Origin of the sequence: Streptomyces canus (assembly GCF_030816965.1) — a bacterium.
Classification (GTDB): domain Bacteria; phylum Actinomycetota; class Actinomycetes; order Streptomycetales; family Streptomycetaceae; genus Streptomyces; species Streptomyces canus_E.
In genome coordinates this window covers 3,816,486-3,837,222 of sequence record NZ_JAUSYQ010000002.1, presented here as the reverse complement: position 1 = coordinate 3,837,222, position 20,737 = coordinate 3,816,486, and the positions used below count along the sequence as shown (strand labels likewise).

General features: G+C 69.7%; 19 protein-coding genes. 13 read left to right on the top strand and 6 right to left on the bottom strand.

The window, feature by feature from the left end:
- Positions 1 to 205: 205 nt before the first annotated feature.
- Positions 206 to 802, top strand: a complete 597-nt coding sequence (locus tag QF027_RS18395) for a histidine phosphatase family protein (RefSeq protein ID WP_306980851.1) — start codon at positions 206 to 208, stop codon at positions 800 to 802.
- A 61-nt stretch (positions 803 to 863) separates the two neighbouring features.
- Here QF027_RS18395 and QF027_RS18390 read toward each other — a convergent pair whose 3' ends face one another.
- Positions 864 to 2,288, bottom strand: a complete 1,425-nt coding sequence (locus QF027_RS18390; RefSeq protein WP_306980853.1) for a tetratricopeptide repeat protein — start codon at positions 2,286 to 2,288, stop codon at positions 864 to 866.
- A gap of 264 nt (positions 2,289 to 2,552) precedes the next feature.
- Here QF027_RS18390 and QF027_RS18385 point away from each other — a divergent pair, with 264 nt between their 5' ends.
- Positions 2,553 to 2,933 (top strand): hypothetical protein, encoded by a 381-nt coding sequence (locus tag QF027_RS18385; RefSeq protein ID WP_306980854.1) that lies wholly within the window; start codon positions 2,553 to 2,555, stop codon positions 2,931 to 2,933.
- Between the two features lie 70 nt (positions 2,934 to 3,003).
- The gene (locus QF027_RS18380; RefSeq protein WP_306980856.1) at positions 3,004 to 3,855 is read left to right on the top strand and encodes a spermidine synthase; all 852 of its coding nucleotides are present in this window, start codon (positions 3,004 to 3,006) and stop codon (positions 3,853 to 3,855) included.
- A 117-nt stretch (positions 3,856 to 3,972) separates the two neighbouring features.
- On the opposite strand, the gene QF027_RS18375 is transcribed toward QF027_RS18380, so the two are convergent.
- Entirely contained in the window at positions 3,973 to 4,473 is a 501-nt protein-coding gene (locus tag QF027_RS18375; RefSeq protein WP_307075698.1) for a hypothetical protein, read from the bottom strand.
- Between the two features lie 98 nt (positions 4,474 to 4,571).
- Here QF027_RS18375 and QF027_RS18370 point away from each other — a divergent pair, with 98 nt between their 5' ends.
- From QF027_RS18370 to QF027_RS18325, 10 genes are all read left to right on the top strand, one after another.
- Positions 4,572 to 5,276 carry a response regulator transcription factor gene (locus QF027_RS18370; RefSeq protein ID WP_306980860.1) on the top strand — a complete coding sequence of 235 codons (705 nt, stop codon included), beginning with the start codon at positions 4,572 to 4,574 and terminating at the stop codon, positions 5,274 to 5,276.
- Positions 5,273 to 6,682, top strand: a complete 1,410-nt coding sequence (locus QF027_RS18365) for a sensor histidine kinase (RefSeq protein ID WP_307075696.1) — start codon at positions 5,273 to 5,275, stop codon at positions 6,680 to 6,682. Before QF027_RS18370 ends, QF027_RS18365 begins: the two co-directional genes overlap by 4 nt.
- Before the next feature lie 74 nt (positions 6,683 to 6,756).
- Positions 6,757 to 8,139, top strand: coding sequence for a glycoside hydrolase family 18 protein (locus QF027_RS18360; RefSeq protein WP_307075694.1), 1,383 nt, complete (start codon positions 6,757 to 6,759; stop codon positions 8,137 to 8,139).
- A gap of 200 nt (positions 8,140 to 8,339) precedes the next feature.
- Positions 8,340 to 9,644 (top strand): ABC transporter substrate-binding protein, encoded by a 1,305-nt coding sequence (locus tag QF027_RS18355; protein WP_306980867.1) that lies wholly within the window; start codon positions 8,340 to 8,342, stop codon positions 9,642 to 9,644.
- 13 nt (positions 9,645 to 9,657) lie between these two features.
- Positions 9,658 to 10,638, top strand: coding sequence for a carbohydrate ABC transporter permease (locus tag QF027_RS18350; protein ID WP_307075692.1), 981 nt, complete (start codon positions 9,658 to 9,660; stop codon positions 10,636 to 10,638).
- On the top strand, positions 10,635 to 11,528 hold the full coding sequence (locus tag QF027_RS18345; RefSeq protein WP_306980871.1) for a carbohydrate ABC transporter permease: 894 nt from the start codon (positions 10,635 to 10,637) through the stop codon (positions 11,526 to 11,528). Before QF027_RS18350 ends, QF027_RS18345 begins: the two co-directional genes overlap by 4 nt.
- A gap of 26 nt (positions 11,529 to 11,554) precedes the next feature.
- The gene (locus QF027_RS18340; RefSeq protein ID WP_307075690.1) at positions 11,555 to 12,868 is read left to right on the top strand and encodes a glycoside hydrolase family 36 protein; all 1,314 of its coding nucleotides are present in this window, start codon (positions 11,555 to 11,557) and stop codon (positions 12,866 to 12,868) included.
- Positions 12,865 to 14,850: a beta-galactosidase gene (locus QF027_RS18335; protein ID WP_307075688.1), complete on the top strand. Its 1,986-nt coding sequence runs from the start codon at positions 12,865 to 12,867 to the stop codon at positions 14,848 to 14,850. Before QF027_RS18340 ends, QF027_RS18335 begins: the two co-directional genes overlap by 4 nt.
- Positions 14,851 to 14,928: 78 nt before the next feature.
- Positions 14,929 to 15,081: a hypothetical protein gene (locus QF027_RS18330; protein ID WP_307075686.1), complete on the top strand. Its 153-nt coding sequence runs from the start codon at positions 14,929 to 14,931 to the stop codon at positions 15,079 to 15,081.
- Positions 15,063 to 15,521 carry a DNA-binding protein gene (locus tag QF027_RS18325; protein WP_307075684.1) on the top strand — a complete coding sequence of 153 codons (459 nt, stop codon included), beginning with the start codon at positions 15,063 to 15,065 and terminating at the stop codon, positions 15,519 to 15,521. The genes QF027_RS18330 and QF027_RS18325 overlap by 19 nt, the downstream gene beginning before the upstream one ends.
- 194 nt (positions 15,522 to 15,715) lie before the next feature.
- Here the strand turns inward: QF027_RS18325 and QF027_RS18320 are convergent, their stop codons facing one another.
- The 4 genes from QF027_RS18320 to QF027_RS18305 all read right to left on the bottom strand — a co-directional run bounded on the left by QF027_RS18320 (position 15,716) and on the right by QF027_RS18305 (position 20,521).
- Positions 15,716 to 17,155 carry a GH1 family beta-glucosidase gene (locus tag QF027_RS18320; RefSeq protein WP_307075681.1) on the bottom strand — a complete coding sequence of 480 codons (1,440 nt, stop codon included), beginning with the start codon at positions 17,153 to 17,155 and terminating at the stop codon, positions 15,716 to 15,718.
- Between the two features lie 113 nt (positions 17,156 to 17,268).
- The gene (locus QF027_RS18315) at positions 17,269 to 18,174 is read right to left on the bottom strand and encodes a carbohydrate ABC transporter permease (protein WP_306980879.1); all 906 of its coding nucleotides are present in this window, start codon (positions 18,172 to 18,174) and stop codon (positions 17,269 to 17,271) included.
- Positions 18,171 to 19,199, bottom strand: a complete 1,029-nt coding sequence (locus tag QF027_RS18310; protein WP_307075679.1) for a carbohydrate ABC transporter permease — start codon at positions 19,197 to 19,199, stop codon at positions 18,171 to 18,173. The genes QF027_RS18315 and QF027_RS18310 overlap by 4 nt, the downstream gene beginning before the upstream one ends.
- Complete coding sequence (locus QF027_RS18305; protein ID WP_306980884.1) at positions 19,196 to 20,521, bottom strand: ABC transporter substrate-binding protein; 1,326 nt, start codon at positions 20,519 to 20,521, stop codon at positions 19,196 to 19,198. Before QF027_RS18305 ends, QF027_RS18310 begins: the two co-directional genes overlap by 4 nt.
- Positions 20,522 to 20,737: the final 216 nt, after the last annotated feature.

Sequence of the window (20,737 nt, the reverse complement as noted above, 5' to 3'; positions counted from 1 at the left end):
TCCTGTCCCCCTTCGTTTCGCGCGGCGTCCGGCGGTCCTTGACCGGTCGTGCCACTTTACGGCGTATGTGCGGGCCCATGTGGAGTGCCCCCACGCAGCGCCTTCGGCCCTCAAAGACGCTGAGATCGCCCGTCGGGTTGCTCCTGCACAGCGTGCGCGATGATGGAGGGGTTCCGCCTCCGCTTTCCCCCGGAAAGGTCTCTTCATGGCTCCGCGCATCCTGCTGGCCCGGCACGGACAGACCGAGTGGTCGCTGTCCGGCAAGCACACCGGCAGGACCGACGTGCCGCTCCTGGAGGAGGGACGGCGGGGCGCCAAGCTGCTCGGCGAGCGGCTGCACCGCGCCCCCCACGACGGTCTCCCCGGGGTGGAGATACGCACGAGCCCGCTGGCACGCGCGCGGGAGACCTGTGAACTCGCCGGGTTCGCGGAGCGGGCGGCCACCTGGGACACGCTCATGGAGTGGGACTACGGCGCGTACGAGGGCATGACCCCCGACGAGATCCAGGCCGTCCGGCCGGGGTGGCTGATCTGGCGGGACGGTGTGCCGGACGGGGAGTCCCTGGCGGAGGTCACCTCGCGCGCGGACGAGGTCGTCGCCTGGGCGCGTTCCGCCGACCGGGATGTGCTGGTGTTCGCCCACGGGCACATTCTGCGGTCCATCGGGGCGCGGTGGCTGGGGTTGCCGATCGACTTCGCGGCGCGGGTGCGGCTGAATCCGACGTCCCTTTCGGTGCTGGGCTGGGCTTATGACGAGCCGGCGATCGAGAGCTGGAACGACCTGGGGCATCTGGGCTCGTAGTCGGGCGCGGATCCGCCGTGGCGACCAGCCCCCACCGGCTCGCAGCCGGACAACGACCCGCTCACGCGGTCCTCGGCATCGACGCATGACGTTCCAGGAACGCCGACACCCCCGACGCCCGCCGATGAGGCAGCAGCACCCTCGCCGTTCCCGCCAGCATCGTCTGGATCCTGGACGACTGGACCTCGCCCAGCAGATCCAGGACCCGCAGCCCCGCCGCCGCACTCTCGTCGGGGTGGCCGCCGCGGGCCAGGTCGTCGGCCAGTTCGGCCGTGTACAGCGCGATGTTGCGGGTGAAGTGCGGATCCTGGAGATCCGCCGCCCGGCCCGCGTGCCGGGCGGCCCGGCGCCAGTCGCCCAGCGTCGACCAGCACTGCGCCTCCAGACCCTCCAGCTCGGCCTCGCCGTAGAAACTCATCCACTCGGGGTCGGCGTCCGAGAGGCCTCGTTCGAAGAAGGCCTGCGCGCGGGCGAGAGCCTGCTCGCATCCCGTGCGGTCGGCGAGTCCCGCCCAGCCGCCCGCCTCGCGCAGCGCGAGCAGCGACATCAGTCGGGGCGAGCCCAGGGGCCGGGCCACCCGTTGCGCGGCCTGTGCCGCCCGCACCGCCTCACGCGGCCGTCCCGCGTCGCGCGCGAGGAAGGCCGTGTTGCAGAAGGCGTGCGCCTCCAGAGCGTCGTCACCGGTCACCCGGGCCGTCGCGAGCGCCTCCGCGTAGTGCGAGCGGGCGTCGTCGAAGCGTCCCGAGTCGTGGGCCAGCCAGCCCACCGAGATGGCGAGTTCGCCCGCGCCCGAGTGCAGTCGGTCCGCGGTCGTCTGCCGGATCGCGCCGGCGTCCAGCAGCGCGTAGGCGGCGCGCAGTGGAGCCGCCGCGCGCCGGTACAGGCCGTCCGCGCCGTGCCGGTCGTCGAGCAACCGGATCCTGCGCACGGCCTCTTCCAGGGCGCCCGCCTCGCCCGTCCCGGCGCGGCGGACCGGCCGTCCGGCGGCCGTGGCGTCGACGGCGAGCCCGAGGGGGCCCAGTGAGGCGGCGGCCACCGTGGCGCCCCCGCCGGTCATGAATGCGCGACGCAGCACGTCGCTCTCCTCGTAGTTGTCGTACGTCTCGTCTGGGTCTTGCGTGTCCTGCGTGTCCTGCGTTTCTTGCGGGTCATACGGCTCGTACGTCCCCTCTGTCTCACTCGCCGGACGCGCCCGGCGTCCGCGTACGGAGGCGCGGGGCGCGAAGCCCAGGTCGGTGAGTGTGCGGCCGGGGAACATGTGCAGGAACACCCGTTCGTACGCGTAGTTGGGGCAGCGGATCTCGCCCGCCTCGACGCGGCCCACATAGCGCGCGTCGCAGCTGACCCGCTCGCCGATCTCGCGCGCGGCCCGTCGAACCGCCGCGGCGAACTCGGCCGGCGAGCGCTGTCCGCGCAGGCGCCGGAACGCGAGGTTCGGCCGCGGTGGGGTGGGGGACTGGGACGAGGTCACCATTGACGACGCCATGGCCGGGTCCTCTCGTGCGAACCGTCGAACCATGCCGGAGGTGGGTGAGTTGACTGGTTTGTCAGTGTGACGCCCTGTTTCCGGCGGGCAAGAACGTACCTGCTGTGTCCGGGTCGCGATGCGGGGTTTGGCTACAAACCGGATATCTCATCCGGGATCTGCCATGAACTGCCATCCTTTGCGGCGGACTTCTGCCGTAGCCGTTGACGCGGGCGCGCGTTGAAATTCTCGGAGTCGGACGAGGGTTCCTTGATGGAGGCCGCGATGGAGATCAGCCAGAGCGTCGATCCTTGTACGCCGGTGTCCTGTGACGTGGTCACGGTGCCGACACGACACGGCCTGGAGGCCGTCGACATCCTGCGGCGGGGGGTGGGGGACGGGGTCGGGCCGGTGCTGCATGACGACGGCGGCCAGACGTTGGGATTCTTGGTGCCGCCGGGGACCGCGGCAGGTTGGGACATGCCGGGGAGTACGTGCACGGAGACGGACGGCCGGGGTCTGCGGCTGGCTCCGGAGCCTCCGGTGGCGGGATCGGACTGGCTGCTGCCACCGGGAGACGCCGACCTGGCGACGGACCCGGCGGTGCTGCGGGCAGCGCTGGGCGAGGCGGCGAGACTCATCGAGGCCGCGGACAATTGCCAGTGAGTTCGCCGGTCTGAGGGGGCCCCACCGGCCCGCGGCCGCGTGACCACCCGCTGCTGCGGATAATGGCGGAGTGGGAAAGTCCAGAAGGTCCGCCGAAGCCGTCGTAGAACCCGTGGACGGCGGCCTCGCCGAGCTCATCCCCGACCGCGAGCGCACACACGCGTGGACGCTGCTCATCGACGGCGCCCCGCAGTCCCACGTCGACCTGGACGACCCGACCCACCTCTCCTTCGAGTACCAGCGCCGCCTCGGCCACGTCATCGACCTCGTCGCGCCCCCCGGCAAGCCCGTGCACGCCGTGCACCTCGGCGGAGGCGCCTTCACCCTCGCCCGGTATCTCGCCGCCACCCGCTCCCGCTCCACCCAGCAGGTCGTCGAGCGGGATGCCGCTCTGGTCCAACTGGTCCGGCGGAAGCTCCCGTTGGAGCAGAACGCGCGGATACGGGTGCGGTCCGTCGACGCGCGCGAGGGCCTCGCCAAAGTGGCCGACGGGTGGGCCGACCTCGTGATCGCCGATGTGTTCAGCGCAGCCAGGACCCCGGCCCATCTCACCTCCACCGAGTTCCTCGACGAGGTCCGCCGGACCCTCAAGCCGGGCGGGTACTACGCCGCCAACCTCGCCGACGGACCGCCGCTCGCCCATCTCCGCGGCCAGATCGCCACCGCCGCCGCCCGCTTCCCCGAACTCGCCCTCGTGGCCGACCCGACGGTCCTGCGCGGAAAACGCTTCGGCAACGCCGTCCTGATCGCCTCCGACACCCCCCTGCCGCTCGCGGAACTGACCCGCCGCGCAGCCTCCGACCCGCACCCCGGCCGCGTCGAACACGGCAAGTCGCTCCTCGACTTCACCGGAGGCGCCGCGGCCGTGACGGACGCCAGAGCGGTGGCCTCACCCGCCCCGCCGGCCTCCGCCTTCAGATGACCCCATGCCCGGGCAGGTGACGTTCGCCCGTCAGGCGCGGCGTCCGGTGCGAGTAGGGGCACCACCTCTGCGGGAGCGTGCCGGGCGTCACGACGGGTCAGACCACCTGCCGGGGCACTAGTACGTGCCGATCTCCACCCGCGGCGGTCCGTCGTGCCAGGTGCAGAACACCGACACCCGGTCCGCGCCCGAGGTGAACTCCACCCGGATCCACGACTCCGTCTTCCACACCTGCATCGACCACCCCGTGCCCGGCGTCGCGGACACCAGGGCCGCCGACTTCTCGCCGAGGTCGAAGACCGCGCGGCCGCCGTCGGTGTCGTAGCTCCTGACCTGACCGGAAGCCGTGGGAGAAGGGCTCTTCGAGGGCGGCGGGCTCGCGGACGTGGCACTCGGCGCCGGTGACGGGCTCTTCGACGGGGCCGGCCGCTTCGCCGGGCTCGGTGAGGCCAGCGGCTTCGACTCCTGTGTCGTCGCCTCGGCCGCGGTGATGGGCAGGGCGCGCGGCGGATCGTAGGCCGTGCCCGCCATGACCGTGTGGACGCCCCACCACGACAGCGTGACCGCCGCGCCCGTGGCGAGCGTCCAAGCCAGTACGTGTACGAGTCCTCTGCGCATCGCGGGCCATACTGCCTCAGGCACCTCACCGAGCGCACCCGGACCGAGTTGTCCACAGGCGCCGGAAGAGGTCCCCCGCATGGCGTACGGTGCCGCGCATGGCAAGTGTGCTCGTGGTCGAGGACGACCAGTTCGTTCGCTCGGCGCTCATCCGGCACCTGACCGACGCGGCACACACCGTGCGCAGTGTCGGCACGGCACTGGAGGCGCTGCGCGAGGTCGCCCATTTCCGTTTCGACGTGGTCATCCTGGACCTCGGACTGCCCGATCTGGACGGGTCCGAGGCCCTGAAGATGCTGCGCGGGATCACCGACGTCCCGGTCATCATCGCCACCGCGCGGGACGACGAGACGGAGATCGTCCGACTGCTGAACGCCGGGGCGGACGACTACCTCACCAAGCCCTTCTCGGTCGAGCACCTCTCCGCCCGCATGGCCGCCGTCCTACGGCGGTCCCGTGCCGCCGGCGGTGACGGACCGCCGGAGACCGTGCTGCGCGTCGGCGGCCTGAGCGTCGACCCGCTGCGCCGCCAGGCCGAGCTGGACGGCGTCCGACTCGACCTCACCCGCCGCGAGTTCGACCTGCTCGCCTTCCTGGCCGCCCGCCCCGGGGTGGTCGTGCCCCGCAAGGAACTCCTCGCGGAGGTCTGGCAGCAGTCCTACGGCGACGACCAGACGATCGACGTCCATCTGTCGTGGCTCAGGCGCAAGTTGGGGGAGACGGCCGCGCAGCCCCGCTATCTGCACACCCTGCGGGGCGTCGGCGTGAAGCTGGAACCACCGGGCGGGGGGCTGTCGCTGTGAGATGGGCTCTGGTCAAGGTCTGCCTGGCGGTCACCACCATGGTCGTGGTCGCCTTCGCCGTCCCGCTCGGCCTGGTCATCAGGGAGATGGCCCGGGACCGCGCGTTCTCCAACGCCGAGCGGCAGGCCGCCGCCGTCGCCCCGGCGCTGTCCATCACCACCGACCGCGATCAGCTGGAGCGGGTCGTCGCCTCCGCGGGCTCGGACTCCGGGATGGCCGTCCACATACCGGCCGACGGTGACCGGAAAAGCGGTCAGAAGGCCGTCGACATCGGGCGGCGGCGGGCCGCCGCCGCCGACATCGCGACCGTGCGGAAACTGGGCCGCGCCTCGACCACCGAGGTGCCCGGCGGCTCCACCCTGCTCCAGCCGGTCGCGCTCAGCTCCGGCGAGATAGCCGTCGTCGAGGTGTACGTCCCCGAGTCGGAGGTGAGCAACGGCGTCGGGACCGCCTGGGCGGTGCTCGCGGGCGTCGGCATCGCGCTCGTCGTCGGCTCGGTCGCGGTCGCCGACCGGCTCGGCGTACGGATGGTGCAGCCCGCTCAGAAGCTCGTCGAGGGCGCCCACGAACTGGGGGAGGGGAAGCTGGGGTCGAGGGTGCCGGAGGAGGGGCCGACCGAACTGCGGCTGGCGGCGGTCGCGTTCAACTCCATGGCCGACCAGGTCGTACAACTGCTGGCGAACGAGCGCGAGTTGGCTGCCGATCTGTCCCATCGGCTGCGCACCCCGCTGACCGTGCTGCGGCTCAACGCGGCCTCGCTCGGGGACGGGCCCGCCGCGGAGCAGACCCGGGCCGCGGTCGCGCAGCTGGAGCGCGAGGTCGACACCATCATCCGTACCGCCCGCGAGGCCAAGCCGCAGACGGCGGCCGCCGGGCCCGGCGCCGGGTGCGACGCGGCCGAGGTGGTCCGGGAGCGGATGGGGTTCTGGTCCGCGCTCGCGGAGGACGAGGGCCGCAAGTGGCGGGTGGCCGGCACCGAGCGGCCGGTGCGCATACCTGTGGCCCGGGCGGATCTCGCCGCCGCGCTGGACGCTCTGCTCGGCAACGTCTTCCGGCACACCCCGGAGGGCACCGCCTTCGCGGTCGACGTGCACAACGGCGAGGACGCGGTGATCGTGCTCGTCTCCGACGCGGGGCCCGGCATCCGCGACCCCGAGGCCGCGATGGCGCGCGGGCGGGGTTCGGGCAGCGCCGGGTCGACCGGGCTCGGGCTCGACATCGTGCGGCGGCTCGCCGAGTCGACCGGCGGGGACGTACGGATCGGGTCCTCGGTGCTGGGCGGCACCGAGGTGCGGATCTGGATCCAGCTGGACGGACGGGAACCGGTGCGCCGGGGACACCGGGTGCGCCGACGTCGAACGGGCAGATTGGTCTCGACCTTTAACCGACCCCGATCCCTTCCTTAAGGGCGCCCTAAGATCCTCAACCCCCGTCCTGATCAGGCCATTTGCCCGATTCCGGCTCGCTAGCGTGCCGCGTCATGAGCATGCATCGGCGCAAGGTGAGTGGCAGGAACAAGTTGATCGGCGGGGCGGTGGCCGCCGCCGTGGTCGGGGGTGGCGCGGTCCTCGTCACCGGTACCGCCCAGGCAGCCGGGGTCGGCGTGGCGTACACCAGGACCAGTGACTGGTCGACGGGTTACACCGCGCAGTACGTCGTCACCAACAACAGCGGTGCGGCGGACAAGGACTGGAAGCTGGAGTTCGACCTGCCGAGCGGATCCACGCTCGGTTCCCTGTGGAACGGGGAGTCCGGAGTGAGCGGGCGGCACGTCACGGTGAAGCCGCCCCGGTGGGACACGGACGGTCTGGTCGCCGGTGAGTCGGTCACGGTCGGGTTCGTGGTCAACGGCACGGGCGATCCCACAGGCTGTCGCATGGACGACGCCGACTGCGCAACCGACGGCGACGACACCCCCACGCCCACTCCTACACCCACTCCCACACCCACCTCCACCGCTTCCCCCACGGAGAGCACCGGCTTCGCCCCCTACGTCGACACCTCCCTCTCTCCCGCCTTCGACCTCCTGGCGAGCGCTGCGTCCACCGGCGTCAAGAACTACAACCTCGCCTTCGTCACCGACGGTGGCGGCTGCACGCCCAAGTGGGGCGGGGTCACCGACCTGGCGAGCGACGCCGTGGGCCAGCAGATCGGCGCACTGCGGGCGAAGGGCGGGGACGTCCGGGTCTCCTTCGGCGGCGCCTCCGGCTCCGAGCTGGCCACGACCTGCTCCTCGGCGGACGCGCTGGCGGCGGCGTACGGGAAGGCCGTGGACGCGTACGGCCTCACCAAGGTCGACTTCGACGTGGAGGGCGGGGCGCTGCCGAACACGGCCGCGAACACCCGGCGGGCGCAGGCGATCGCGAAGCTCCAGTCGCAGCACCCCGGACTGGATGTCTCCTTCACCCTCCCGGTCATGCCCGAGGGCCTCACCCAGGACGGCGTGGACCTGCTCGCGAACGCCAAGTCGAACGGCGTCGAGATCGACACCGTCAACATCATGGCGATGGACTACGGGCCCTCGTACAGCGGAGACATGGGCACCCACGCCGAGCAGGCCGCTACCGCCACCCAGGCACAGGTCAAGGGCGTTCTCGGGCTGTCCGACAGCGCGGCCTGGAACGCCGTCGCCGTGACGCCCATGATCGGGGTCAACGACGTGGCCTCGGAGATCTTCAAGGTCGACGACGCCTCCCAGCTGGTGGCCTTCGCCAAGGCGAAGGGCCTGGGCGGGCTGTCGATGTGGTCCGCCACGCGGGACAAGCAGTGCTCCGGCGGTGCGAAGCCCTCGGCCGACGCGACGTGCAGCTCGATCGTCCAGGACGCGTTCGCCTTCTCGAAGACCTTCGCCGCCTACAGCTGACCCCGTCGCCGACCGGGCTCCTGTGTCACCGATAGGCAGGGATGTCGGTCACGTTTCGACAAATCGGGCCGATAGCTATTGACGCATGACCTGACATAACGCTGTCATTGCGCCACCGTGTTCGGTCAAGTTGATTTCTGGTTGATTACGACCGGTCTCCAAACCCTCCATGATCGAACCCCTGCCTTCAGGAGCCGTACATGCGTGATCTCTCGTCTTCCCTGCCTTCGCCCAGCCGCCGCGGTCTGCTCAAGGGCATGGGTGGCGCCGCCCTGCTCGGAGCGGGCATCCCGTTGCTGTCCGCCTGTGGCAGCAGCGGCAGCTCCAGCGACCCGAAGACCGTGAGTCTGGGTTCGAACGCGTCGGACGCGGTGCCGAAGAAGGCGTTCGCCGAGATCTACGCGGCCTTCCAGAAGCAGTCCGGGATCACGGTCGACGTGAACACCAAGGACCACAACACGTTCCAGGAGCAGATCAACTCGTACCTCCAGGGCACGCCGGACGACGTGTTCAACTGGTTCGCCGGGTACCGGATGCAGTTCTTCGCGGCCAAGAACCTCGCCTCCCCGATCGACGACGTGTGGGAGAAGATCGGGGGCAACTTCCCGGACGCCATGAAGAAGCTGTCCAAGGGCGCGGACGGCAAGTACTACTTCGTGCCGCTGTACACGTACCCGTGGGCGATCTTCTACCGCAAGAGCGTCTTCCAGCAGCACGGCTACGAGGTTCCGACCACGTGGGACCAGCTGGTCGCCCTGTGCAAGCAGATGAAGAAGGACGGCCTGGTCCCGATCGCGTTCGGTGACAAGGACGCCTGGCCGGCGATGGGCACCTTCGACCAGATCAACTTCCGCCTCAACGGCTACGACTTCCACGTGGAGCTGATGGCGGGCAAGGCCGCGTGGACCGACGCCAAGGTCAAGGCCGTCTTCGACCACTGGGCCGAGCTGCTGCCCTACCACCAGGACGGTTTCATGGGCCGGACCTGGCAGGACGCGGCGCAGACGCTGGTGTCCAAGAAGGCCGGCATGTACCTGCTGGGCTCGTTCGTGGCGCAGCAGTTCGCCGACAAGGCGGACCTGGACGACCTGGACTTCTTCGCCTTCCCGGAGATCAACTCCGCGTACGGGCAGGACACCGTGGAGGCGCCCACCGACGGCTTCATGGTCTCCAAGGCGCCGAAGAACAAGGCCGGCGTCGCCAAGCTGCTCGAGTACCTGGGCACCCCGGCGGCGGAGCAGATCTACCTCAAGGCCGACTCCAGTGTGGTGGCCGCCTCCAGCAAGGCCGACACCTCCTCCTACACGCCGCTGCAGAAGAAGGCGTACGAGATGATCTCGGGCGCCAAGAGCCTGACCCAGTTCATGGACCGTGACTCCCGTCCCGACTTCACCTCGACGGTGATGCAGCCCTCGCTCCAGAAGTTCCTGCAGAACCCCAAGGGCGTCGACAGTCTGCTGTCCTCGATCGAACGCCAGAAGAAGACGATCTTCGCGTCCTCCTGAGCTGAGCGGCAAAATGACTACCGACACGAACATGAAGAGCCCGGAGGCGGCCGCCGTGCCGCCTTCGGGCCCCGCGCCGGTCAAGAAGCGGGTCCCGCGGGGGCACAAGCGCCTGCTGACCCGCCGTGACCGCATCACGCTCGGCTTCATGGCCGGCGTGCCCACCGTCCTGCACGTGGCCCTGGTCTGGGTCACCGCGCTGGCCTCGATCGCCCTGGCATTCACCAGCTGGGACGGCATCGGCTTCGGCTCCATCAAGTGGGTCGGCCTGGACAACTTCAAGCAGCTGTTCAACGACAACCCGCAGTTCTGGCCGGCCGTCGAGCACAACGTCATCTGGTTCGTGGTGCTCATCCTGATCCCGACGCCGTTCGGCCTGTTCCTGGCCGTGCAGCTGGACAAGAAGATCCGTTTCTCCCGGGTCTACCAGACCGCGTTCTTCCTGCCGGTCGTGGTCTCGCTCGCGGTCACCGGGTTCGTCTGGCAGCTGGTCTACAACCCCGACACCGGACTGATCAACAGCCTGATCGGGGCCAACAAGCCCGGCCACTACATCGACTGGATCGGCGACCCGCACCTGAACCTGTGGGCGGTGCTGATCGCCGCGTCCTGGCGGCACACCGGCTACATGATGATCCTGTACCTGGCCGGCCTCAAGGGCGTCGACCCCTCGCTGCGGGAAGCGTCCTCGCTGGACGGCGCGAACGAGTGGCAGACGTTCAAGAACGTCATCTTCCCCACCCTGCGCCCCACCAACACCGTCGTCCTGGTCGTCACCATCATCGAGGCGCTGCGCGCCTTCGACCTGGTCTTCGTCTTCAACAAGGGCGCCCAGGGCACCGAGCTGCTGTCGATCCTGATCACCAACAACATCATCGGCGAGTCCAGCCGCATCGGCTACGGCTCCGCGATCGCGGTGGTCCTGCTGGTCATCTCCCTCGTCGTGATCATCCCGTACCTGATCTCGACCTTCCGCAAGGAGCGCAGCGCATGAGCACCCCCACCGTCGCGCTCGGCGCCAAGCAGCGCACCCCCCTGCGCCCCGCCCGGATCCTGCTGCACGTCTTCCTGATCGGCACCTCGCTGGCCTGGCTCGCCCCGCTGCTCTGGGCCGTCTTCGCGGCCCTGCGCCCCTACAGCGAGACCAGCACCAAGGGCTACGTCTCCTGGCCGGACAAGCTGAACTTCGACAACTTCAAAAACGCGTTCGAGCAGTCCGACATGCTCCACTACTTCGGGAACACACTGCTCATCGCGGTCCCGGCGGTGCTGGTCACCCTGCTGGTGTCGTCGATGGTCGCGTTCTACGTCTCCCGCTTCGACTTCCGGCTGAACATCTTCCTGCTGCTGGTCTTCACCGCCGGCAACCTGCTGCCGCAGCAGGTCATCATCACCCCGCTGTACCGCATGTACCTGCTCATCGACCTGCCCGGCATCACCATGAGCGGCAAGCTGTACGACTCCGCACTCGGCCTGGTCCTGATCCACGTGGCGTTCCAGTCCGGGTTCTGCGCCTTCGTACTGTCCAACTACATGCGCATGCTGCCCCACGAGCTCACCGAGGCCGCCCTGGTCGACGGCGCCTCCGTGTGGCGGATGTACTGGCAGATCGTGCTGCCGCTGTGCAAGCCCGCGATGGCGGCCCTGGGCACCCTGCTGTCCATCTGGATCTACAACGACTTCTTCTGGGCCATCGTGCTGATCTCCACCGGCGAGAACATGCCGATCACCTCGGCCCTGAACAACCTCTCCGGCCAGTACTTCACCGACCCCAACCTGGTCGCCGCCGGCGCCCTGCTCACCGCGATCCCCACCCTGATCGTGTACTTCGTGCTCCAGCGCCAGTTCGTCAGCGGACTGACCCTCGGCGCCAACAAGGGCTGACCGCCCGCACCTGAGAGAGAACCACCGTGCCCCACCCCTTCACGCCGCTCGCCTCCGTGCCCGTGGATCCCCGAAAGGCCCGCGTCCACGAGGAGGGCTGGCAGTCCTGGAGCCCCAGCGGCGTCTACGCCCTCGGCGACCAGCCGTACCGTCCGACGAACGAGAACTGGGCGACGGTCTGCTACCGCCCGGGTGTCACCGTCCCCGAAGGCGCCTTCCAGGGCGAGGGGCTGCTGGCGCTGGACCCGGGCGACGGATCGCCGGTACGGCTGTGGGCGGCGACGGACCCGCTGCACGAGGTCCCGTCGATCCGCCTGGTCGCCGAAGGCTCCGTGGCGGAGGTCTCCGCCGACGGCCCGGTGAAGGAGTTCACGGGTACGGACATCCAGTCGGCGCTGGCCGAGTGGGCCGCCGGACTCGGGGTCGAGGCCCCGCGCCCGGCGCCCACGGTCTGGTGCTCCTGGTACGAGTACTTCACCGGCGTCACCGAGGACGACATCCACGAGAACCTCCGTGCGATGGACACCCTCGACCTGCCCATCGACGTCGTCCAGATCGACGACGGCTACCAGAAGGCCCTCGGCGACTGGCTCACCCTCTCCGGCCGCTTCCGCTCCCGCGCGGCCATCGCCGACGCGATCCGGGCCCGGGGCCGCCGCGCCGGCATCTGGACGGCCCCCTTCCTGGTCGACCCGGCCGGTGACCTGGCCGCCGAGCACCCCGACTGGCTGGTCGAGGACCTCGACGGAGGCTTCCTGCACGCCGGCCGCAACTGGGGCCACGACCTGTGCGTCCTGGACACGACCCGCCCCGAAGCGGCGGAGTACCTGGCGTCGGTCTTCAGGACCCTGGTGTCCGAGGGCTACGACTACTTCAAGGTCGACTTCCTGTACGCGGGGGCGCTGGAAGGCGTACGGCATTCCTCCGAGGACGCGCTCACGGCGTACCGCTCCGGGATCGAGCTGATCCGCGAGGCCATCGGCGAGGACGCCTACCTGCTCGGCTGCGGCGCGCCCGTCCTGCCCTCCATCGGCCTGTTCGACGCGATGCGGGTCAGCCCCGACACGGCCCCGCACCGGCGCCCCGAGGCCGACGACTACAGCCAGCCCGGCCAGGACCCGGCGGAGTTCACCGGCGTCGGCCGCCAGTGGCAGCACGGCCGGCTCTGGGTCAACGACCCGGACTGCCTGATGGCCCGCCCGGCCGTGGAGACCCGCGAGCGCTGGGCGGCCCACGTGGAGGCGACGGGCGGCCTGATGGCGTCGAGCGACCGCCTGCTGTCGCTGGACCAGTGGGGCGTGGAGACGACCCGGCGGCTGCTCGCGGGAGACGCCCGATGATCCCGGAGGGCATCGCCTACGGCGGCGACTACAACCCCGAGCAGTGGCCCGAGGAGGTCTGGGCCGAGGACGTACGCCTCATGCGCGAGGCGGGCGTGAACATGGTCAGCGTCAACATCTTCGCGTGGGCGTTCCTCGAACCCCGCGAGGGCGAGTACGACTTCGCGCGCCTCGACAAGATCCTCGCCCTGCTCCACGAGAACGGCATCGCCGCCGACCTGGCGACGCCCACCGCGGCCCCGCCGGCCTGGTTCTTCCGCAAGCACCCGCAGGCGCTGCCGGTCGACAGGGACGGCAGGAGACTGTCGTACGGCAGCCGCCAGACGTTCTGCCCGTCGAGCCCCGCCTACCGGGAGGCGGCCCTGCGGATCACCCGGGTGCTCGCGGAGCGGTACGCCGACCACCCGGCCGTCGTGATGTGGCACGTCCACAACGAGTACGGCTGTCACAACGCGGAGTGCTACTGCGACGCGAGCGCGGAGGCGTTCCGGGCGTGGCTGCGGTCGCGGTACGGCGATCTGGAAGCCCTGAACCACGCCTGGGGTACGGCCTTCTGGAGCCAGTGGTACTACGACTGGGACGAGATCATCCCGCCCCGCGCCACCGGCGCTGTGCCCAACCCGACCCATCAGCTGGACTGGCGCCGCTTCTGCAGCGACGCGCTGCTGGCGCTGTGCAAGGCGGAGCGTGAGGTGCTGCGGGAGGCCGCCCCCGCGGTGCCGGCCACCACCAACTTCATGGTGATGTACAACTTCGACGCGCTGGACTACTGGCGCTGGGCACCGGAGCTGGACGTCGTCTCCAACGACCACTACCTGCGTTCCACCGACCCCGAGTCGCAGATCGACATCGCGCTCAGCGGCGACCTGGTCCGTTCGCTGGCGGGCGGCCCGTGGCTGCTGATGGAGCACTCGACGGGCGCGGTGAACTGGCAGCCCGTCAACCGGGCGAAGAATCCCGGTGAGTTGCGCCGCAACGCCCTGGGGCACGTCGCCCGAGGTGCCGACGGCATCGCCTACTTCCAGTGGCGGGCCGCGAAGGCGGGCGCCGAACAGTGGCACTCGGCGATGCTCCCGCACGCCGGCACCGACAGCCAGATCTGGCGGGACGTGGTGGCGCTGGGCGCGGACCTGAAGGCACTGGCGGAGGTGCGGGGCAGCACCAGCCCCGCCTCGGTCGCCGTCGTCTGGGACTGGAACGCCCGCTGGGCCCTGGAACTCCCCTCCCAGCCCAGCGAGTCGGTGCGCTACCTCGACATGGTCCGCGCCTGGTACGAGCCGCTGTGGCGCTCCGGCGTGGCCGTGGACTTCGTCCACCCGTCGGCGGACCTGTCGCGGTACCGCCTCGTCCTCGCGCCCGCCCTCTACCTGGTCGACGACGCGGGCGCGGAGAACCTGACCGGCTTCGCGTCGGGCGGCGGCACCCTGGTCGTCGGCTTCCACAGCGGGGCCGTCGACACCAACTGCCATGTCCGCCTGGGCGGTTATCCGGGCGCCTTCCGCGAGGCACTCGGCGTCAGCACGGACGAACTGTTCCCGCTGCTGCCGGACGAGTCCCTCGGCCTGAGCGGCGGGGGTACGGCGTCCCTGTGGTCGGAGCGGGTCGCGCCCGCCGGAGCGGAGACCGTCACGTCGTACACCTCGGGCCCCCTCACCGGAGTTCCGGCGGTCACCCGGTACACCTACGGCGAGGGCGTGGCCTGGTACCTGGCGACCCACCCGGATCCGGAGACCCTCGCCGGGTTGCTGGACCGCATTCGCCGGGAGGCGGGAGTGGAGCCGGTGCGAGAGACACCGGACGGTGTCGAGGCGGTGCTGCGGAGGGGCGAGGACGCCGACTACCTCTTCCTGATCAATCACGGGGACCGGGATGCTGAGGTCGAGGTCCGGGCCGGGGCTACGGAGCTGTTGGCGGGCAAGCCGGTCGGGGCCGGCGCGGTGACGGTCGCGCCGGGGGACGTCCTGGTCGTACGGGAGCCGTGAGGACGAGAGCGGGGAACGGCTGAGGCGATCCGTCAGCGGGTCGGCAAGCGAGAGTTTTCCGCATTCATCACCGCGGCCGTGGAGCGCGAGCTGTGCGGCCAGATCCTCGACGAGTATCTGGCGGACTACGAACATCGCAACGGGCCGATCTCCGAGCAGGAGCAGGAGAGCGCCCGGCGTGTCCTCGGCGAGGTCTTCGCCGAGGAGGGCCAGTGGCCCGCCGCAAGCTGAGCCACGAAGGCACACTCGTCCTTGACCGCGAGGGCCTTTCGAAGCTTGTCGGCGACGACGAACGAGTCGTGGCCCTTGTCGCCGAAGCACGCAAGCGCGGCATGGAGGCGGTGATCAGCGCGCTCACCGTCATCGAGGCCGTCCATCGACGGACGGACAAGGCCCGGCTTGCGTGGGTCCTGTCCGGGCTGCGGATCGTGCCCGTCGGTGACGAGGAGGCGAAGGCCGCCTCCGCTCTCTTGATCAACGCCGGTCTTCACGGCCACAAGTATGCGATCGATGCCGCAGTCGCGGAGATGGCGCTGCGGCAGCATCGGCCGGTGGTCATGCTCACTTCCGATGTCGACGACACGTCCAAGCTCTGCGGGGAGCGGTACGCCTTGTCGTCGTACAGCCCGTGCTCGCAGCCGGTGCGTGGAGTGGAGACTTGTCGCATCTGAGCACAGGAACAGGGCCAGGACCTCTGCTGGCGCCGCACCGCGGTCGAACTGGGCGGTGGACTGCGCACGAGCCCTGCCCACCGCACGACGGAGTGGAATGGGGCGAGGCGCTGTCGCGACGTGACGAATGTGCCGGGGCGCGGCACCCCCCTCGGCTGCCGCGCCCCGTTCCCCGACCCCCGTCTCCGCGGTGGCTACTGGATGCTCTGGACCTCCGGGAGCGTGCCCGTGCGGGCTGCCCGGCCGTACCAGAGGGCGCTGGACTTGGGTGTCCGTTCCAGCGTCGCGTAGTCCACGTAGACCGCGCCGAAACGCTTCTCGTAGCCGTACGCCCACTCGAAGTTGTCCAGCAGGGACCACAGGTAGTAGCCCCGGACGTCCGCGCCGTCGGCGATCGCGCGGCGGACCGCGGCGAGGTGGCCCTGTAGGTAGGCGATCCGCTCGGGGTCGTGGACGCGGCCGTCGGGGTCGGGCTTGTCGTCGTAGGCCGCGCCGTTCTCCGTGATGTACAGCGGCAGACCCGGGGCCTCGCGGGTGTAGCGCATGATCAGGTCGTGCAGGCCCGTCGGGTCGATCGTCCAGCCCATCTCCGTGCGCTCACCGGGGGTCTGGTGGAAGGTGACGTCGTCCGCCCCGGGCCACGGGGAGTGCGCGCTGCTGCCGTGACCGTCGGCGCGCGGTGCGCTTGTCTCCGCGTCGGCGGCCGAGACCAGTGCCGGCGTGTAGTAGTTGAGGCCCAGCGCGTCCAGCGGCTGGTTGATCAGGGCGAGATCGCCGTCCTCGACGAACGACCAGTCCGTGATCAGCTCCGTCGCCGCGAACAGCGTCTGCGGATACGCACCGTGCAGGATCGGCCCGTGGAAGACACCGTTGGCCAGGTCGTCGATCTTCTGCGCCGCCGCGAGGTCCGCCGCGTCCTGCGAGAAGGGCCTGACCACCGAGGAGTTGAGGCTGAGCGCCACCGAGTTGCGGGCCGGCATCGACCCGCGCAGCGCCGAAGTGCCCAGTCCGTGCGCCAGGTTCAGCGTGTGCGCCGCCTTCAGCGAGGCCGCGGGGTCCGTACGGCCCGGCGCGTGCACCCCGGACGCGTAGCCCAGGAAGGCCGCGCACCACGGCTCGTTGAGGGTGATCCACTGTTCCACCCGGTCGCCGAGCGCCTCCCCGACGATCTGCGCGTACTCGGCGAAGCGGTAGGCCGTGTCGCGCTCCGGCCAGCCGCCCGCGTCCTCCAGCTCCTGGGGCAGGTCCCAGTGGTAGAGCGTCACGGCCGGCTTGATGCCGTGCGCGAGGAGCTCGTCCACCAGCCGGCGGTAGAAGTCCAGACCCCGCTGGACCGCGGGGCCGCGGCCCGTCGGCTGCACCCGGGACCAGGAGATCGAGAAACGGTACGCCGTCAGGCCGAGGTCGGCCATGAGCGCCACGTCGTCGCGGTAGCGGTGGTAGTGGTCGACAGCGATGTCACCGTGGTCGCCGCCGGCCGTCTTGCCCGGGGTGTGGCTGAAGGTGTCCCAGATGGAGGGCGTACGGCCGTCCTCCCGCACCGCCCCCTCGATCTGGTAGGCGGAGGTCGCGGCGCCCCACAGGAAGGCGGGGGGAAAGGTCACCGGGCCGGCCGGCGTTTCGGACTCAGGCATGGAAGCGCTCCCATTGGAGGTCGTCAGAGCGACTGATGGAGGGGGAGGGGAAGGGGCCGAGGCGGCGCCGGCCCGGCCCCAGGAGTGATGGCGGAAAAGCCGTAGGACGGGTGTCAGCCCTTGATCGCGCCCTGCATGATGCCGCCCACGATCTGCTTGCCGAACAGGATGAAGGCGATCAGCAGCGGCAGCGTGCCGAGGAACGCGCCCGCCATGATCACGGCCTGGTCGGGGACATAACCCGTGCCCAGCGAGTTGAGGGCGACCTGCACGGTCGGGTTCTGCTGGTTCAGGGCGATGATCGGCCACAGGAAGTCGTTCCAGGCGAACACGAAGGTCAGCAGCCCGAGCACGGCCATCGCCGGCCGCGCGGCCGGGAAGACCACGTGCCACACCACCCGGATGCTGCTCGCCCCGTCCACCCGGGCCGCCTCGATCAGCTCGCTCGGCAGCGCCTGCAACAGGTACTGCCGCATGAAGAAGGTGCCGAAGGCCGTCACAAGAGTGGGCAGGATGACCGTCTGGAGCTGGTTCGACCACCCGAGGTCGGCCATCCACAGATACAGCGGTACGACCGCCAGCTGCGGCGGGATCATCATCGTGCCGATCGTCAGCAGCAGCAGAAAGCCCGAGAACCTGAACCGCAGCTTGGCGAAGGCGAATCCGGCGAGCGTGGAGAACAGCACGGTGCTGATGGTGATGGCGCCCGCGACGATCACGCTGTTGAGCATCGCGGTGCCGAGACCGGCCTCGTCCCACGCGGTCTGCATGTTCTTGAACAGGTTCCCGCCGAACCACAGCGGCGGCGGCGTCTCGGCGAGCCTGTGGTCGGTGCGCGAGGCCGCGATCGCCGTCCACACCAGGGGCGCCAGCGAGACGAGCGCGAAGACCGCCAGGACCAGGTAGGTCACCGGGCCCGCGTGCAGCTGCTTGCCCGCGCCCATCACCCGACGGGAGGCGCCCCGCTTCTTCCCTGCCTGAGGTTCTGTCTGAGGCAGCGTCAGTTCACTGGTGGTCATTGGGTCTTCCTCAGACGTCGGGTGACCAGCAGGTTGATCGCGGCAACGATCAACAGGATCAGGAACATGGACCAGGCGATCGCGGACGCCTTGCCGAGGTTGCCGATGATCCAGCCCTGGTCGTACATGTACAGGCCGAGCGTCTGGTACTGGTGCTCGGAGCCGCCCTTGGAGCCGCTGACCCCGCCGAACAGCAGAGGCTCACCGAAGAGCTGGGTCGCGCCGATGGTGGAGACCACCACCGTGAACAGGATGGTCGGCCGAAGCTGCGGGACCGTCACATGGATGAACTGCTGCCAGCGGTTGGCCCCGTCGATCGCCGCCGACTCGTACAGGTCGGCCGGGATCGCCTGCATCGCGGCGAGGTAGATCAGCGCGTTGTAGCCGGTCCACCGCCAGATCACGATCGACGACACCGCGAACTGCGAACCCCAGTCGGACTCACGCCAGTTGATGGGATCGATGCCCACGAAGTCGAGGAGCCAGTTGACCATGCCGCCGTCCCACGAGTACAGCAGCGTGAAGACGAGGGTCGCCGCCGCCACCGAGGTGGCGTACGGGGTCAGCATCACGACCCGCCAGACGGTCGAGCCGCGCAGCCGGTAGTTGAGCAGGTGCGCGAGTCCGATCGCCGCCATCAGCTGCGGCACGGTCGAGATCACACCGATGGTGAAGGTGTTCTTGAGGGCGTTCCAGAAGAAGTCCGAGGACAGCAGGTTCTGGTAGTTGTCCAGGCCCGCCCAGGTCTGGGTGTCCAGCGAGGACAACTGCACGTCGTGCAGCGAGTACCAGACCGTGTACAGCAGCGGGATCAGCGAGAACGCCCCGAAGATGACGAAGAAGGGGGCGATGAACACGTACGGCGACGCTTTCATGTCCCAGCGGTACAGCCGGCTGCGCCAGGGGCTCTTGCCCTCGGGCGGCGTACCGTGACCGTGAGCGCCCCGGGCCGCGCCCGGCTGGGAGCCGGGCGCGGCCTCGGCGCTCGACGCGGGATGCGCGAGTGCCTGCTTGGGGCTTGTCACTGGCCGAGCACGTCCTTGATCTCGTTCGTGGCCGCGTCCCAGCCCTGGTCGGGCGACTTGCCCTTCTGCTCGACCTGGAGGATGCCGATGTCGGTCAGCGCGGTGTTGATCGGCTGGTCCTTGACGCCGAAGACCTGCGCCGGGATCGTCTTCGCCGCGTCGGAGAAGATCTGCGTGATCGGCGCGTTGCTGAAGAACTCCGTGGTGGCGGGGGCCGCCTTCAGAGTCGAGTACGCCGACGGGGCCGACGGGAAGCTGGCCTGCTTGGCGAAGACCTTCGCCTGCTGCTCGGGCGCGGTCAGCCACTTGGCCAGCGCGATGGCTTCCTTCTGGTGCTTGCCCGCCGTCGGCACGCCGATGAAGGCGCCGCCCCAGTTGCCCGCGGTCGGCGCGGCCGCCACGTCCCACTTGCCCTTGCCCGCCTCGCCGGACTTCTCCTGGATGTAGCCGATCATCCAGGCGGGGCAGGCCACGGTGGCGAAGGAGGCGTTCGCGTAGCCCTGGTCCCACGGCTTGTCGAACTGCTTGAGCTTCGCCGACATGTTGCTGGTCGCCACGGACATCGCGACGTCCCAGGCGTTCTTCACGCCGTTGGACTTGTCCCAGATGACCTTGCCGCTCTTGTCGTAGTAGCGCTCGCTCTCACCGTTGAGGACCGCGTTGTAGACGGAGGAGGCCGAGTCCACGAACTTGGTGCCGCTCGGCGCCTTCTTCATGTACTCCTTGCCGACGGCGACGTACTTGTTCCAGTCGCCCTTCCACTGCGCGGCGAGCTTGGTGCGGTCCGTCTCCAGACCGGCCTTCTCGAACAGGTCCTTGCGGTAGCAGATCGCCATCGGGCCGATGTCGGTGCCGAGCCCGATGAGCTTGCCGTCCGCGGTCGTGGCCTGGGCGTTCTTCCAGTCCAGCCACTGCGACTTGTCGACCTCCTTGCCGAGGTCGACGAACTTGGAGCCCTGCGTCTGCACGGCCTCGGTGATGTTGCCGACCTCGATGGCCTGGATGTCGTCCGTGCCGGAGCCGGCCTGCAACCGGGTGAGGACCTTCGGCCAGTAGACGTCGGTCCGGGTGGTGACGTTCTCCTTGATGGTGATGTCCGGGTGCAGCTTCGTGTACTCGTCGTAGAGACCGGCCTGCTTGTAGCCGAAGACTCCGAAGGTGCCGACGGTCAGCGTGGTCTTGCCGCCGCCCGAGTTGTTGCCCGAGCCCGACGAGTCGTCGCTGTCCGAGTCGCCGGCACAGCCGGCCAGCACTCCCGTAGTCAGTGCGGCGACGGCCGCCAGGGCCAACAGCCGGTGGGACCGGCGGGTAGTCGTGCGCATTGCGTCCTCCTGTTGCCTGACGTGCCGACCCCCCGGCCAACTGCGTTGTTGGACCCGTTAGTTCTTGCTGCGGCTCGGGCGGGGAACGTGCGGGATATTTATGTGTCAGGTACCGTGGGAGCGCTCCCACAAGTGATGTGTTGAAGGTTCGCGGGTTGGAGCGAGGGTGTCAAGGGAGTGCGCGAGGGGAGATGCCTTCAGTTATCAGCCTGTTAA

Excerpts from the sequence above, each read along its gene's own strand:
- QF027_RS18395 (WP_306980851.1), top strand. The coding sequence starts at position 206 with ATGGCTCCGCGCATCCTGCTGGCCCGGCACGGACAGACCGAGTGGTCG.
- QF027_RS18390 (WP_306980853.1), bottom strand. The coding sequence starts at position 2,288 with ATGGCGTCGTCAATGGTGACCTCGTCCCAGTCCCCCACCCCACCGCGG.
- QF027_RS18385 (WP_306980854.1), top strand. The coding sequence starts at position 2,553 with ATGGAGATCAGCCAGAGCGTCGATCCTTGTACGCCGGTGTCCTGTGAC.
- QF027_RS18375 (WP_307075698.1), bottom strand. The coding sequence starts at position 4,473 with ATGCGCAGAGGACTCGTACACGTACTGGCTTGGACGCTCGCCACGGGC.
- QF027_RS18370 (WP_306980860.1), top strand. The coding sequence starts at position 4,572 with ATGGCAAGTGTGCTCGTGGTCGAGGACGACCAGTTCGTTCGCTCGGCG.
- QF027_RS18360 (WP_307075694.1), top strand. The coding sequence starts at position 6,757 with ATGAGCATGCATCGGCGCAAGGTGAGTGGCAGGAACAAGTTGATCGGC.
- QF027_RS18355 (WP_306980867.1), top strand. The coding sequence starts at position 8,340 with ATGCGTGATCTCTCGTCTTCCCTGCCTTCGCCCAGCCGCCGCGGTCTG.
- QF027_RS18350 (WP_307075692.1), top strand. The coding sequence starts at position 9,658 with ATGACTACCGACACGAACATGAAGAGCCCGGAGGCGGCCGCCGTGCCG.
- QF027_RS18345 (WP_306980871.1), top strand. The coding sequence starts at position 10,635 with ATGAGCACCCCCACCGTCGCGCTCGGCGCCAAGCAGCGCACCCCCCTG.
- QF027_RS18335 (WP_307075688.1), top strand. The coding sequence starts at position 12,865 with ATGATCCCGGAGGGCATCGCCTACGGCGGCGACTACAACCCCGAGCAG.
- QF027_RS18320 (WP_307075681.1), bottom strand. The coding sequence starts at position 17,155 with ATGCCTGAGTCCGAAACGCCGGCCGGCCCGGTGACCTTTCCCCCCGCC.
- QF027_RS18315 (WP_306980879.1), bottom strand. The coding sequence starts at position 18,174 with ATGACCACCAGTGAACTGACGCTGCCTCAGACAGAACCTCAGGCAGGG.
- QF027_RS18305 (WP_306980884.1), bottom strand. The coding sequence starts at position 20,521 with ATGCGCACGACTACCCGCCGGTCCCACCGGCTGTTGGCCCTGGCGGCC.